General features: G+C 73.2%; 11 protein-coding genes. 8 read left to right on the forward strand and 3 right to left on the reverse strand.

Annotation, left to right across the window (positions count from 1 at the left end; all coding sequences use genetic code 11):
* From AB0G11_RS43660 to AB0G11_RS43690, 7 genes are all read left to right on the forward strand, one after another.
* Positions 1 to 253 (forward strand): hypothetical protein (locus AB0G11_RS43660; protein WP_357592774.1); only part of this gene is annotated, 253 nt, incomplete at its 5' end.
* A gap of 458 nt (positions 254 to 711) precedes the next feature.
* Positions 712 to 1,428 (forward strand): GNAT family N-acetyltransferase, encoded by a 717-nt coding sequence (locus AB0G11_RS43665; protein ID WP_357592776.1) that lies wholly within the window; start codon positions 712 to 714, stop codon positions 1,426 to 1,428.
* A gap of 315 nt (positions 1,429 to 1,743) precedes the next feature.
* Entirely contained in the window at positions 1,744 to 2,322 is a 579-nt protein-coding gene (locus tag AB0G11_RS43670) for a hypothetical protein (protein ID WP_357592778.1), read from the forward strand.
* A 23-nt stretch (positions 2,323 to 2,345) separates the two neighbouring features.
* Complete coding sequence (locus tag AB0G11_RS43675; RefSeq protein ID WP_357592779.1) at positions 2,346 to 2,816, forward strand: hypothetical protein; 471 nt, start codon at positions 2,346 to 2,348, stop codon at positions 2,814 to 2,816.
* A gap of 412 nt (positions 2,817 to 3,228) precedes the next feature.
* A complete protein-coding gene (locus AB0G11_RS43680) occupies positions 3,229 to 3,798 on the forward strand; it encodes an RNA polymerase sigma factor (protein ID WP_357592781.1) in 570 nt (189 codons plus the stop codon).
* Positions 3,795 to 4,670, forward strand: a complete 876-nt coding sequence (locus tag AB0G11_RS43685) for a hypothetical protein (protein ID WP_219506904.1) — start codon at positions 3,795 to 3,797, stop codon at positions 4,668 to 4,670. The genes AB0G11_RS43680 and AB0G11_RS43685 overlap by 4 nt, the downstream gene beginning before the upstream one ends.
* Positions 4,667 to 7,792: a S8 family serine peptidase gene (locus AB0G11_RS43690; protein ID WP_357592783.1), complete on the forward strand. Its 3,126-nt coding sequence runs from the start codon at positions 4,667 to 4,669 to the stop codon at positions 7,790 to 7,792. Before AB0G11_RS43685 ends, AB0G11_RS43690 begins: the two co-directional genes overlap by 4 nt.
* Here AB0G11_RS43690 and AB0G11_RS43695 read toward each other — a convergent pair.
* The 3 genes from AB0G11_RS43695 to AB0G11_RS43705 all read right to left on the reverse strand — a co-directional run bounded on the left by AB0G11_RS43695 (position 7,749) and on the right by AB0G11_RS43705 (position 12,667).
* Positions 7,749 to 9,128 carry a sensor domain-containing protein gene (locus tag AB0G11_RS43695; RefSeq protein WP_357592785.1) on the reverse strand — a complete coding sequence of 460 codons (1,380 nt, stop codon included), beginning with the start codon at positions 9,126 to 9,128 and terminating at the stop codon, positions 7,749 to 7,751. The two genes, AB0G11_RS43690 and AB0G11_RS43695, sit on opposite strands and share 44 nt — an antisense overlap.
* A 115-nt stretch (positions 9,129 to 9,243) precedes the next feature.
* Positions 9,244 to 11,265 carry an ATP-binding protein gene (locus AB0G11_RS43700; RefSeq protein ID WP_357592787.1) on the reverse strand — a complete coding sequence of 674 codons (2,022 nt, stop codon included), beginning with the start codon at positions 11,263 to 11,265 and terminating at the stop codon, positions 9,244 to 9,246.
* A gap of 124 nt (positions 11,266 to 11,389) precedes the next feature.
* Positions 11,390 to 12,667 carry a sensor domain-containing protein gene (locus AB0G11_RS43705; protein WP_357592789.1) on the reverse strand — a complete coding sequence of 426 codons (1,278 nt, stop codon included), beginning with the start codon at positions 12,665 to 12,667 and terminating at the stop codon, positions 11,390 to 11,392.
* 217 nt (positions 12,668 to 12,884) lie between these two features.
* On the opposite strand from AB0G11_RS43705, the gene AB0G11_RS43710 reads away from it, so the two are divergent.
* Positions 12,885 to 14,636, forward strand: a complete 1,752-nt coding sequence (locus tag AB0G11_RS43710; RefSeq protein ID WP_357592791.1) for a serine/threonine-protein kinase — start codon at positions 12,885 to 12,887, stop codon at positions 14,634 to 14,636.
* The last annotated feature ends 19 nt before the right edge of the window (positions 14,637 to 14,655 follow it).

The raw sequence follows: 14,655 nt of genomic DNA on the forward strand, positions 1-14,655 counted from the left end.
GACCCTGGCCAAGGTCAAGTCCGTGCCCTGGTGGGTCCCGGCCGCCGCACTGGCCGGCACCCTCGTGCCGTTCCTGACCATGGACCAGACGCCCGCCGTCCAGTCCACCGGCGCCCTGCTGCACCTGGCCGCCTACGGCTGGATCGGACGGCGCGTACTGCGCATGACAGACGCCGAATGGCGCAGCGGAGTCCCGAGGACGCGGTACCTCGCCCGCGTGACACAAGCCGGTGCAGGGTTTCAGGGTCGTTGAGCGTCAGGCTCTCCCTTGGGGATGGCCTCACCGCTGGGCGTATGGCCCCCGCCGAGGGGAGCGGCGGTCGGTCCGGTGTCCTACCGCCGTTCTCTTCGGTGCAGTACGCTGTCGCCGCCCCGCTCAGCTAGACGATGCCACGCTTGCTGCCGCGGGACGGGCCGCCTTTTCGCCTTCATGGCGGAGCGGCGGACCAAGGCGAAGATCGAGTGGTTCTGGCTCTGATCTTCAAGTTGAGCGCCTGCTCACCTGCCTATCACCGAGCGCGTCCCCACCCGGGACGTCTACGCCATCGCTGGGGCAGGCGCTTACCGGACTGGAGTATGAATATGACGTGGTTGGCGCTCTCGCCGGAGCATCTCACTCAGATAGCTGATCTTGCGGGCCGATGCACGGCGCGTGATGGAGGAGAGCAGGAGGCTTGGGGCGATCTTCTGGGGCGACGCTATGGCCTGGACATGATCAGCGTCGGCGTGTTCGGTGAGGACCGGTTGCTGGCTGCTGGATGCGTGCGTCTGGTGCGCCAGGACCCTGTCATCACCGGATGGGTCGATCCAGAACACCGCGGTAGAGGCTTGGGGGCGGAACTGCTGGATCGGCTGCTCCAGTTGGCCCGGGGCCGAGGAGCGCGCGTCAGCGTGGAGACGGAGTCACTTACACCTGACGCCGATGCCTTGTTCGTCTCGCGTGGCCTGCGCCAGAGCTTCGCCGAAGACGTGATGCGCCTCGACCTGCACGCTCTTCCACCGGCCGCGATCCCCGCCGGCATCACCGTCCAGCCCTGGGAGGAAGACACGCGCCACCTCTTCTTTCAGGCGTACCAGCGGTCTTTCGCCGACCGGCCCGGATTTCCCGGCTGGTCACAGCAGCAATGGATCGACTGGACCGTCGACGATGCCTTCCGCCCCCACTGCTCGCTGGTGGCACGCCGGCACGATGGAGATCCTCTCGGCTTTGTTACCTGCGCTCAAGGTTTCCTGATCCAGATCGGCACGCTTCCCGCACGGCGCGGTCAGGGGATCGGCCAGATGCTCGCGCTGGCCGCGCTGGAGAGGCTCCGCGCATCCGGAGACACGCATGTCCTCCTCGACATCAACGTCAACAACCCCGCGTCGGCCGCACTGTTCAGCGGACTGGGATTCACCCCCATCGCCCGACGCGCACGCTACGAGTAACCCTCTGGCCGGCGCACAGGCGCATGAGCGCGGCAACATGGGAGGACCAAGTCACCTCCGGTTCCGGTGGACGACCTCCTTGTCGCCCTTGCCCGGATACGCCATGATCAGCAGCCGCTGCCCGCTCCGCGCCCCTGACGCTCCCGAAATGCCCAACGCACCCGGGGTCGCTCGCCTCGCGCTTGGCCGTCCGTTCCTCCGCCCCCGATGCCAGGATCGACTCCCATGAAGCATCAGCTTCTGACAGAAGAATGAGAACTCTCAGGGGCCAGCCGGAGAGGCCCCCTCGGAGCGCCTCGATCCCGAAGGAGTCGTATGAGCCGCGACGACGTGCTCGTGCCCACCGCGGTGTGGCGTCCCGGAGCGGGCGCGACGCTTGCCGGCTCGGGCGGTCACGGTGGCGGGGGAGTGGCCGGCGGGGTCGATCAGGCGGCCGAGCCGCCGTTGCCGCCGCCCGCGCCGCTGGTGGACTCGGTCGGTGACATCGCCGGGCTGCGTCCCCGGCGGCGGCCGAGGGACGGCGGCGAGGTGCCCGGCGCCGACGTTGACCTCATCGACACGTTGCCACGCGCCGACGACGTGCCGACTCCTGGTCAGCGAGCCAGCTGGCCGACCGTGGCCGCGTGGCTGCGCGCGGGCAAAACCGCCGCGACCCGCCGCGCCCGGCTGGCCGACCTGGCCAAGTTCGTACGCTGGTGGGCCGCTGCCGCGCCCGGCGCCGGGCTGTGGCAGGTCAGCGAGGACGTCCTGGTCGCCTACGCCGAGCAGCTGGGCACCGGCAGCGGCCACGCGGCGGTGCTCGGCCGGGGCGGCGGCCCGCTGGCCGCCGCCACCGTCAAACGACACATCTCCACGCTGAAACGCTGTACGGGTATGCGGTGCGCCGCCGGGTGATCAGCCACAGCCCCGCTACGTTCGTGGAGACGCCCGAGGTCGGCAAGGTCGGCACCACCCCCGCACTGGCCCTCGACGAGGCCGCCGCGCTCGTGCGCGGTGCGCGGCAGATCGCCCGGCGTCATCCGGTCGACGCCGCGGCGGTGATGCTGGTGTCCACCCCTCACGTCAGTACCACTGAAGGCGAGTGGGAAGCCTGGTATCTCGCGCCATGGCTGCCCGGCGCTAACCGCTACAAATCCTTCTGGGACCTTGCAATGGACGAACTGAGAATGCGATACGCACATGACCTGGACATCAGCACGCAGACGATCTACACACTTGCTCGACCAGGGCGTCGGCTTGCTGGAATGCGCTCCCCGTCTCGGCCTGGCGTTGCATACCTCAAACGGTATGCACGTATCGCTGAGCCCGAGCGGCTCGTCCGGGTGCCGAAGTACCGGCCTACCCTCGCCGATCCGTTCCATGAAAAGACAGTACAGTCCCCGTCGTAGGCAGTTCTCGCCGGAGTTTCAACAAGAAGCCGTCTGGACGGTGCTGACCGCCTGCTCGACCTCACCGTGCACGATCCGATGCGGGTTCACCCACGCCGAGTTGTGGGAGAAGTTGATCTTCCTGAAGCCCGCGCGGTTGCTCGTTGGTTGCTCTTCGGCACGTGGCATGCGTTAGTACGCGGCGGCATTCTGGGGCATTTAGCATCCCGGTAGAAGCTGCCAGAGTGTCACGATCAGGGGCATTCAGGCGTGACCTAACACCAAGGCTAGCGACTCTTAATCAGCGGGTCCGGGGTTCGAGTCCCTGGCGGCGCACCCCGACAGAGCCCCAGTTCAGTTCGCTGAGCTGGGGCTTCTTGCTGTCCGAAGCCCGCCCTGTCACACCGGTACATTGCCGGACATTCACTCTCATGTGACATTCCTGAACCAGAAGGAAGCCGTGGCGCCCCGGCAGCGCTTCGAAGAGCTCTACACGGAGCACTACGCGGCCGTCTCCGGTTACGTCCGCCGTCGCACCGACCATCCGGACGACTGCGCCGACGTGATCGCCGAGACGTTCACCACGGCCTGGCGACGGCTGGCGGACGTGCCGGCCGGTGACGAGGCCAGGCTGTGGCTGTACGGCACCGCGCGGCGCGTCCTGGCCAACCATCGGCGCGGCGCCCTGCGCCACACGGCCCTGACAGTGCGCCTTCGCGAAGAGCTCGCCGCCGCCGGCGCCGCCGCGGCCGACCGGATCCCGGCAGGAGCCGGGGCGGCGTTCGCCCGCCTGTCGGAGGACGACAGGGAGCTGCTGTCGCTGGTGGGCTGGGAAGGGCTGGACACCGGCGAGATCGCCAAGGTGCTGAGCTGCTCGCGCGTGGCCGTCCGCCAGCGCCTGCACCGCGCGCGCAAGCGCCTGGCCGCCGAGCTGGCCGCCCACGACATCGACCTGAGCGCGTACGGCACGCGCGCCGTACGCCTTGCCAAGGAGAGCGCATGACCCCCGACGAGGTCGTCAAGAGCCTGGCCCCCGACCCCGGTCCCGGGCTCACCCCGGCGGCCGTGGAGATGCTGACCCGGATCATGGACACCGCCGAGCCCGCACCGCGCACCCGGCGCCCGCTGTGGCGGCGGCCGATCCTGGCGCTGCCGCTCGCGGCGGCGGTCGCCGCGGGCTGGTCGCTCACGGCCGTGCTGGGCGCCGCCCCCGCCTCCGCGCTGAACATCAAGGACGCCGGCGACCACTACCTGATCGAGGTCAAGGACCTGTACGCCCGGCCCGAGGTCTACACCGCCCAGCTCAAGGAGGCGGGCCTGAACGTCTCGCTCAAGGTCGTGCCCGTCCCCCCTTCCTACGTGGGCGAGATCCACCTCGACACCCCGGGGTGGAGCAAGGGCCCGTTCCCGCACGCGGACAAGATCAGGACGATCGACCGCCCGGAGGGATGCGCCCCCACGCTGAGCTGCCCGATCGGGCTCACCATCGCCAAGGACTTCACCGGCGCCGCCGAGCTCAAGCTGGGCCGCGAAGGCCGTCCCGGGGAGGAGTACCAGGTCGTCACCTCGCTGGGCAGTCGGGGCGAGCTCCTGCACTGCAAGCCGTTCGTCAACCTCCGCGTGGGCGAGGTGCGCAGGACCCTGGCCTCGCTCGGCGTGACGATCACCGAGTTCGCGATCACGAAGCCCGGCTCGGACGGCGAGGACGCGGAGGTCACGACGACGGCGCCCGACTCCCTGTACGTGACCGGCGGCGGGCTGTCCGAGTACGGCAAGGCGTTCCTCGTCGTCGGCGAGGAGCCGATGGACGAGGAGCTCAAGCGGACGATCGACCGCAAGCACGGCTGCTCCGACGGCGACGGAAGCGGCTCGTGAAGGCGCCGGCGGTTACGCTGCTGCTGGTGGCGGCCACGGTCGTGACGCCGTCGCCGCCCGCGCGGGCGAGCGCCGAGCCCCCGGCTCCCGCCGCGGACGAGGTCACGCTCATCACCGGCGACCGCGTCACAGTGACAGGCCGGGGATACCGGGTGACGCCCGCGGACGACCGCGAGGTCAGCTTCTCCGGGCAGGTGCGTGGGGGCCACCTGCACGTGATCCCGTCCGACGCCCGCCCGCTGATCGCCAAGGGCGTGCTCGACCGGCGGCTGTTCGACGTCACCCAGTTACTCCAGTGGGGCTACGGCGACGCCACCAGGAAGGACATCCCGCTCATCGTCCAGTCGGCGAGCGAGGCGGCAGGCCGGCTGCGGGACGCCGGGCCGGCCCGGCGCCTCGCGGCCGCCGGCCTGACCACGACGCGACTGCCCAAGGCGAGCGCCGCCCGGACCTGGCGGGACCTCGCGGGCGGGGGCGGTCCGTCACTGGCCGCCGGGACGGCCAAGCTGTGGCTGGACGGCCGCCGTGCCTTCACCCTCGACCGCAGCGCCGAGCAGATCGGCGCGCCCACCGCGTGGAGCCAGGGCTTCACCGGCAAGGGCGTCAAGGTCGCCGTGCTCGACTCCGGGTACGACCCCGATCACGCCGACCTGAAGAACGCGGTCAAGCAGTCACGCAACTTCAGCGACGAACCCGACATCCGCGACAACATTGGCCACGGCACCCATGTGACGTCGATCATCGCGGGGGCGGGGGAGAAGTACCGGGGCGTGGCCCCGGACGCGGAGATCGCCGTGGCCAAGCTGGGCAGCCGCACGTTCACCGAATCGGCCCTGCTGGCCGCCATGGAGTGGGCCGCCGTCGAGGTCGAGGCCAAGGTCGTCAACATGAGCCTGGGCGGTCCCGACACACCCGGGCTGGACCCCGTGGAACAGGCCGTGGACGTGCTGTCGGAGCGGACAGGCGCGCTGTTCGTGGTCGCCGCAGGCAACTCCGGCCGCAACCCGGTGAGCAGCCCCGGCAGCGCCGACGCCGCCCTGACGGTCGGCGCCGTGGACCGGGACGGCCGCCTGGCCCCCTTCTCCAGCGCCGGGCCCCGCCTCGGCGACCACGCGATCAAGCCGGACGTCACGGCGCCGGGCGTCGGGATCGTGGCGGCGCAGGCGGGCGGCGCCCACGTCGCGATGGACGGCACCTCGATGGCCGCGCCGCACGTGGCCGGGGCCGCCGCGATCCTCGCCCAGCGCCACCCCGGCTGGACCGGCCCTCGGCTGAAGGCGGCCCTCATGGGCAGCGCGGCGCCCGCGGCGGACGAGACGCCGTACCGGCAGGGCGCCGGCCTGGTCGACGTGGCCCGCGCGCTCGCCCAGCCCGTGGTGGCCGAACCGGGCAGCCTGCACGCGCTCTTCCCCTTCGGCACGGCCGAGAGGGTGGCGACCAGGACCATCACCTACACCAACACCGGCGACACCCCGGTCACGCTCGGCCTGACCGCCGAGGGCGAGCTGCTCGGCCTCTCCGCGGACCGCGCCGAGGTGCCCGCGCACGGGCAGGCGACGGTCACGCTGACGATCGACGCGAGCGGCAGGCCGACCGGCGACCACCCGGGCGTCGTCACCGCCCGGTCGGGCGACCAGGTGATCCGGACGCCGGTCGGCGCGTACGTGGAACCGGAGACCCACCTGGTGACCGTCACGGCCCTGGGCAGGTCCGGCACGCCCGTCGACCCGCTGGTCCACGCCTTCGACCCGGAGACCGGCGTACAGCACGAGCTGTCCTTCGCCGACGGCCGCGCCGGGATCAGGCTGCCCAAGGGGCGGTGGAGCCTGCTGTCGGACACCTCCGAGCGCGAGGGCACCACCATCGCCCACACCGTCGTCACCGTGGGCGAGACCGACCAGGAGGTGACGCTGGACGCGCGGGCCGGCAAGCAGTTCCTGTTCTCGATCGACGACCCGGGCGCGGTCCAGGACAACGGCTTCGACTTCCAGCTGGAGTCCGGGAAATGGGCCACGGCCTGGCTCTCGTTCACGAGGTACCCGGACCGGCTGTTCGTCGTCCCGGCCCGCGAGCCCGGCCTGAAGTTCCTGATCAGGAACCAGTGGGTGAACGAGGCCACCGGCTCCCTCTACGACCTCGCCCGGCGTCACGTCGGCGGGCTCCCGGACGATCCCGGCTACGCGGCCGAACGGCGGGAGCTGGCGAAGGTGACCTCGACCTACCGGGCCTCGGGCACGGCGGGCACGGCGGGCACGGCGACTCCGCTGACGACGGTGCGTCTCGGCAGCGCAAGCGGCATGCCCCTGGCGCCCCCCAAGGACCTGGACCTGCCCGGCACGCTGACCCAGTACCGGACACCCGGCCTCTCCTGGAGCGGCGCGCTCCTGATCGGCACCGCGCTGATCACGGGCGAGGAGAGGACCGCACGCCGAGGCTCCACCAGAGAGCTGTGGAACGCCGCGGCGACGGGCCCGTCGCTCGCAGGGATCCACGCCCGGCGCACCGGCGACCAACTGGTGTTCCGCCCGGCCGCCCTGTTCGCCGACGGCGCCGCCGGACGGGCCGGGAGCGACGAGGCGGCGACGGGCACGGCGACCGTCGCCAGGGACGGGCAGGTGCTCGCCACCGCCGACCTGGCCGGCTGCTGGATCGACTCCCCGGAGTCCTGCGAGATGCGGGCGAAGCTGCCGGCCGGAGCCGCCACGTACACGATCAGCGCGTCCGCGCGCCGGCCGGCCGCGACGCTGTCCACCGCCGTGGACGCCGTCTGGACGGTGCCCTCCGCGCGCACCGGGGAAGAACGGCCGCTGCCGGTGATGGCGATGCGCTTCGGCCCGGCCGGGCTCGACGCGGTCAACCGCGCCCCCGCCGGATCGCTGACCCGGCTGCCGATGCGGCTGGAGGGCGGGGTCCGGCCGGTGAGCGTCCGCCTGGAGACGTCCGCCGACGACGGCGCGACCTGGCGGCCCGTGCGCGCCTCCGGCGCGGGTCCGTCCTGGCAGGCCGCCGTCCGCAACCCGGGCACACCGGGCTACGTGTCGCTGCGCGTCCGGGTCGAGGCGGCCGGCGGCGCCGCCCTCACCCAGATCGTCGTCCGGGCGTACGCGGTGGGCCCGCCATAGCCGCGTCGAGCTCGCGCGACGAACGCTGAAGCGGTCCTGGCAGGGTCACGTTGAGGATGGTGGGCCCGCCGTCCGGGCTGTTCAGCAGGAACGACCCGTCGTGCGCCTCGACCCGGCGGCGGATGCCGGTGAGCCCGGGGCCGCTCTCGTCCGCCCCGCCGCGTCCGTCGTCCACCACCCGCAGGCACAGCCGGTCGTCCCGGTGGCGGACGCTGACGACGGCGTACCGGGCCCGGCTGTGCCTGGCGACGTTGGCGAGCGCCTCGGCCACCACGAAGTAGGCGGTGGCCTCGACGGAGGCGGCGGCCCTGACCGGCGGGCCGGCGTCGACGACGCAGGGCACCGGGCAGGCCGCCGCCAGCCCGGTGAGCGCGTCGGCGAGGCTCTTGTCGGTCAGGACGGGCGGCAGGATGCTCCGCACGACGCCCCGGAGCTCGGCGAGCGCCTGCTCGGCGGTGGTCTGTGCCCGTTCGATCGAGGTCATGGCGGTGGCTGTGTCGCCGGCCGTGTCGCTCTCCAGCCCCCGCAGCGCGTCCGCGATCAGCGCGTCGACGGCGACGAGGCGGCTCTGCGTCCCGTCGTGCAGCGACCGCTCGATCCGGCGCAGTTCGGCGAGGTGCGCGTCGAGGACGGCGGCGCGGGTCGCGGTGAGCTGCGCCACGCGCAGGCTCAGGTCGACGCCGGGGCCGGGCCGCAGGAGACGCAGGCCGGACCACGCCTGCAGCCGGGACATGCGGGGCGCGAGGAGCAGGGTGAGCGCGATCTCGATCGGGGCCAGCACGGCGACGGCGAGGGCGCTGGGCAGGTCGCTGACCTCCCACATCCCGTAGGTCGCGGCCGTGGCGTCCCCCGCAGGCAGCACCCACCACCACAGCGCGAAGGTCGCGTCCTGGACCGCGTGGACCGGGAAGGTGAGGGCGAGCACGCCCACGAGGATGCCGGTGGACGCGTGCACGACCGCCCAGGCCAGCTCGCGCCGCACGGGCGGGTCGGCGAGGGCGGCGCGCAGCCCCGCCGGGGGCGGGGGCGGGGCGATGATCTCGTCCGGGTGCCAGCGCGAGAGCCGGGCCCGCTCCCGGTCGGCGACCGCGCGCAACCCGCGCAGCGCGGCCGGCATCAGCGGCAGCCCGACGCCGGCCAGGCAGGCCAGGGCGGTGACGATCACCGTGAGGAGCGCGGCCAGCGCCAGGATTCCCGTGCCTATGCCGCCGACGAGGTGTTCGAGCGCGTCCAGGGTGGCACGGCCCCGGCCGAACACGTCCCAGCGCCAGGCCCATCGCGTCCGCCATCGCGCCCGCGGCAGCCGCGCGGCCCGGCAGCCCTCAGCGACCGTCATGGGAACGTACCTCCTCGGCCAGGCACAGGGCCGTTCGCTGATCAGCACCGGAGGTACGCAGGTTATAGCCGACATGTCACCATGTCAGGGCTTTTGTCATAAGAGAGGGTCAGGCTCACAGCCGGTGACGGGGACCGGCGACGCCGTACAGCTCGGCGTGCCAGAGGTCGGAGCCGATCCGCTCCACGCCGGCCGTCAGATGGCGGCGGTAGGTGGTGAAGGGCAGGCCCAGCCGGGTGGCGGCGAGCTGCTGGGTGGGCGGGCCGCTCACGTACGTGACGGCGAGCGCCCGGTGCAGCTTGACCGAGCGCGGGTCGTCGCGCAGGGCGTCGATCGCCTCGCGGAGCAGGTCGTGCAGGGCCGTCGCCGGATCACGCCCGGCCCGCCCGGCCCGCTCGGTGACCAGCCGGGTACGCGTCAGCGGCGAGGCGGCCAGCGCGCCGGGCCGCGAGAAGTGGCGTAACGCCTGCCGGACGGCCTCGCCGAACTCGGCCCGTGACAGCACCGCCAGCCGCCCCGCCCCGCCGCCCGCCTCCGGGGCCGTCGTCCGGCCGAAGCGCTCCAGCCACGCCTGGGGCGGCACCGCCCGCCAGTCGTGGGCGAACAGGTCATAGGCCGCGTCCCCGACGCGAGGCCGGACGTCGATCCTGCCGATGCCGCAGCGCCACAGGTGTTCGTGCGCCTCGTGCTCCGGCAGCGCCCAGTAGGACCAGGCCATCTGCTCCGACCGCAGGCACTCCCCGACGGCCCGCCAGCGCATCATCGCCGTCAACGCCCTGCCGCCCGGCCGTCCCCGTGGCAGCCACATCCTGGCGACGGCCAGGTGCTCGCCCGCGCGCAGGGGCGCCGTGGCCCGCGCGTGCGCCCACGCCGCGGCCACGACCGGGTCGGCCGCGAGTTCCTCCTGGTCCGGTCCCGGCAGCCGCAGCCAGGCGAACCAGGCGACGGGCTCGCCCGTCGCGGCCCGGCGGTAGACGCGGAACGCCTCCGGGCGGCGCCCGGCCCAGAAGGCGGCGCAGCCCGCGGCCTCCTCCCCTTCCGTCTCGGCCGCCATCTCGACCAGGGCCTCGACGTCCGCCGGGTTCAGAGGCTCCTCGCGGAACTCGGCCGTCGAGTGCGCGTCGCGTACGCTCGCCGGCTGGTCGCCGCGGTGGAGGTGGAGCAGGGCCGCCACGGCGCCGGGCACGTCGGGATCGGCCGCCGTCCGGACCTTTCCGGCCAGGTGGGCCCGGACGCGTTCGTGCATGGCGGCGTGTCCCTGCCGGTCCCGCCAGCGGAAGTCGGCCTCCAGGATCTCGCGCACCAGGGCGTGCGGGTACAGCCCGGAGGCGCCCGACTCCATGAACGGCAACCGGCGCAGCCACCGGAACAGCTCCTCGGCGTCGTGCGGCAGCACCGCGCGCAGCAGATCCTCGGTCGTCACGTACGCGTGCGCGCTGACCTCCAGCGCCTGCCGGTGCGCGGCCGAGGGCACCTCGCCCACGAGCTGGTCCAGCAGCGCGGTCACGAGCTCGTGCTCCGGTTCCGCGCCCCCCGACGCCGCGGCCAGCAGCAGCGCCAGCGGATGGCCGCCCGCGAAGGTCAGCACCCGCTCGCGCGACTCCTCGGGCACCCCGCAGGAGTCGAGCAGCGCCCGCGCCTCGGCGGGCGGCAGGTCACGCAGCGGCATGACCCGCAAGGCCCGGGCCCACCCGGGGTCGGCGTGCCAGCGCACGTCCGGGGCGTGCCGGCCGGCCAGCACGACCAGCGCCCCCATCCGCACCCGCGACAGGAACTCCTCCCGCAGCCACTCCTCCAGCTCCTGAAGCTGCTCGAAGGCGTCGACCAGCAGGACCGCGCGCGGGTCGCGCAGCACCGGCGCGGCCTCGGCCTCGAACGCCTCGGGCGACGCCACGAGCCCACGGCCGTCGATGTGCACCACCGGGCGGTTCGCGGCGGCGGCGTCCTGGACGAACCGCCGCAGCAGCGCGGACTTTCCGATGCCGCCGGGACCGTGCACGTACAGGACACTGTGGCTGCCGTGCAGGGCCGCGTGGAAGGCCGCCAGCTCCGCGCCCCGGCCGACGAAGGCCTGCTCCCGCGCGAGGTGTACCTGTCGCCCCAGTTGCTCCGGTTCATAATCGCTCGCCAGGCGCATACGCCTTGCTCCCCCTCGATCAACCGCTACGGACCGAAGGTACGGGCCGCCGGTGCGCGCGGGCGATCCCGCGCACTGCCTCCTGCGGGTACAGCAGGCCGTACCGGCTCCGGAACGGCGGGGATCACGGCCCGCAGGGCAGGGTCACGGCCAGCACGGTGGGCCCGCCGGGCGGGCTGTCCAGGGTGAACGTCCCGTCGTGCGCCTCGACCCGGCCGCGGATGCCGCGAAGCCCGGAACCGTGCCGCTCGTCCGCCCCGCCTCGGCCGTCGTCGGTGATCCGGACCTGGAGCCGGTCGCCCACGCGGCGGGCCTCGACGGCGACGTGCCGCGCACGGCCGTGCTTGGCGGTGTTGGTGAGCGCCTCGGCCACCAGGAAGTACACGGTGGCCTCGACGGAGGCGGCGGCCTTGGCCGGGAGGTCCACGGCCACGGTGCACGGCACGGGGCTGGTCGCGGCCAGGCCGGTCAGCGCGTCGGCGAGGCTCTGGTCGATCAGGACGGGCGGCAGGATGCTCCGCACGACCCCACGGAGCTCGTCGAGCGACTGCCTGACGGCGTCCTGGGCCCGCACCAGGGGCTCTCCGGCCGTGGACGGATCACGTTCCAGCGCGCGACGGGCCGCCCCGAGCAGCACGTTGACGGCGACGAGCCGGTTCTGCGTCCCGTCGTGCAGCGACCGTTCGATCCGCCGCAGCTCGGTGGCGTGCGCGTCGAGGGCCGCGGCGCGCGTCGCGGTCAGCTCCGCCACCCGCGAGGTCAGATCCGTGGCGGAATCCGGGGCGTGGCGCAGCAGCCGCCGCCCGGGCCATGCCTGTAAGCGTGCCAGGCCGGGCGCGGCGATCATGGTGAGGACGATCCACACCGGGATCAGCAGGGCGACGCCGAGAGCGCTGGGCACGTCCCTGATGGTCCACCATCCCCAGGATTCGACCGCGGGCTGCTCCGGAGACAGCAGCAACCACCACAGCGAGAGGGCGGCGACCTTGAGGGCCTGGAGTGGCAGCGTGAGGGCGAGCAGTCCCAGGAGCCCCCCGAACCCGGCGTGGATCACCAGCCAGCCCAGCTCGCGGCGGACCGTGCGGTCGGTGGCCGCGTCGCGCAGCCGGGAGGGGGTCGTGCCCGGGCCGGTGAGTTCCGGGCCCCAGCGCGAGAGCCGCCGTCGTTCGCGGTCGGCGACCTCCCGCAGCTCGCGCAGTGCGGCGGGCACCAGCAGCAGCCCCACGCCGACCAGGCACAGCAGCGCGGTGGCGGTCAGCAGCAGCAGCGCGATCATGGCGACGATCCCCGTGCCCATGCCGCCGACGAGGCGTTCGAGCGCGTCGACCGTGGCGCGGCCACGGGCCTGCACGTCCCAGCGTCCGCCCGGGCGCCGACGATCCCCGCGATCGTCGACCGTCATCCACACTCCCACGACTGAGGACCGGACGCTCCGCGGAGGTGGAGCAGGCGGGCATGCAACGGTATAGCAGGCTATATCCGGACTAGTTGACTCAGCAGGAATTCATTATGAATTGTGGCAGTCAGCAGCCATTCGCCTGGGCAATCCGAGCCGCCTGACGCCCGGGAATGGCCGAAGATGGGGGCATACGGCGATCTTCGACCTCGGGGGACCACGCGTGCTTTCTGAACGGTACGTACTGCTGGACCAGCTCGGCAGCGGCGGCACGGGCACCGTGTGGCGGGCGACCGATCAACTCCTGGGCCGTACGGTGGCGGTGAAGGAGATGCACCTCCGGACGACCGGCCAGACGCGCGCCGCCCAGCTCACCAGGGCCCACCGGGAAGCCCAGGTCATCGCCCGGATCTCGCACCCGAACGTCCTCGGCGTGCACGACCTCCTGATCCACGACGAGCGGTTGTGGCTGGTGATGGAGTACGTGGACGGCCCCTCGCTGAAGGACCACCTCGCCGCCGCCGGCCCGATGACCCCGGCCGACGCCGCGACCATCGGCCTGCAGCTGCTGTCCGCGCTGGAGACCGTGCACGCCGCCGGCGCGCTGCACCGGGACGTCAAACCGGCCAACGTCCTGCTGCGCCGCGACGGCAGGGTGGTCCTGTGCGACTTCGGCATCGCGGCGCTGACCGGGACCGACTCGCTCACCGAGACCGACGCGGTGGTGGGGACGCTCGAGTACATCGCGCCCGAGCGGCTCCGCGGACAGCCCGGAGGGCCGCCCAGCGACCTGTTCTCGCTCGGCGTCACCCTGTGCGTGCTGGTGTCGGGACGGTCCCCGTTCGCCCGGCCGGAGCCAGCCGGGGTGCTGCACGCCATCGCCCAGGAGGCGGCGGACCTCCCGCCCGCCGCCGGGCCGCTGACCCCGCTGCTCGAAGCCCTGCTCCGCAAGGACCCGGCCCACCGCCCGTCCATCGCGGAGGCGAGCGCGATGCTGCGGCCCTTCGCCTCGACGACGCCGACCGTGCCCGACCTGCCGACCCACCCGCGCCGATCCCGCGCCGTGCCGCGCCGCCGGCTGCCCGGCCTGGTGGCGATCACGGCCGCCGTCGTGCTCACGGCCGCCGTGGCCGCGGTCGCGCTCACGAACCGCGCCCCGGACGACACCCCCGCCGCCGCGGCGGCGACGACGAGCCCCGCCACCCCGCCGGCCAGTCAGCCAGCCACCCAGCCCGCCACCCCCAGCGCCACGGCCGCCGAGCCCCTGCGGCGCGTCCACGCGGTGATGCCCGTCCCCGACGACCCCGAGCTGAACGCCCCGAGCGGCTATTGGCTGTTCTCCGGCGACCGCTACGTCCGGGCCCGCCTCTCCACCCGGGGTTACCCGATAGGCGAGATCCTGCGAGCCGCCACGCCGCTCCGGACGTGGGACGACACCTTCGAGGACCTGCCCGCGTTCCGGGATCGGATCGACGCGACGCTGCGGGTCCCGGGCTCCTCCGATGAGTACTGGGTCTTCTCCGGCCGCGAGTACGTCCGCATCCGCCTGGCGGGCCCCGGCCAGGCGTACGACGACACGCTGGTGGCGGGGCCGCGACCCCTCAGCGACTGGGCGGACGTGTTCGGCGACCTCGCCGACGACGGCATCGACGCGGTGGTGCGCACCCCGGACGACCCGGAGCAGTACTGGGTGTTCTCCGGAGACAGGTACGTCCGGACCAGGCTGGACGGCGAGGGCCCCGGCGGCCAGATCACCCGCGGCCCGGCGCGGCTCGACGGCTGGCCCGGCACGTTCCACAAGGTCCCGGCGTTCAGGCAGGGCATCGACGAGATGCTGCCGGTGCCGGGCGAGGCGAACGACTACTGGGTGTTCTCGGGCACCCGGTACATGAAGATCCGCGTCACCGACGTCGCCTACGAGGACTCGGTGCTGACAGGGCCGAGGCCCATCCGCGACTGGTCCGCTCTCGGCTGAGCCGGGGCCGTCCCTCACC

Source organism: Nonomuraea sp. NPDC023979 (genome assembly GCF_040639085.1).
Lineage (GTDB): Bacteria > Actinomycetota > Actinomycetes > Streptosporangiales > Streptosporangiaceae > Nonomuraea > Nonomuraea ceibae.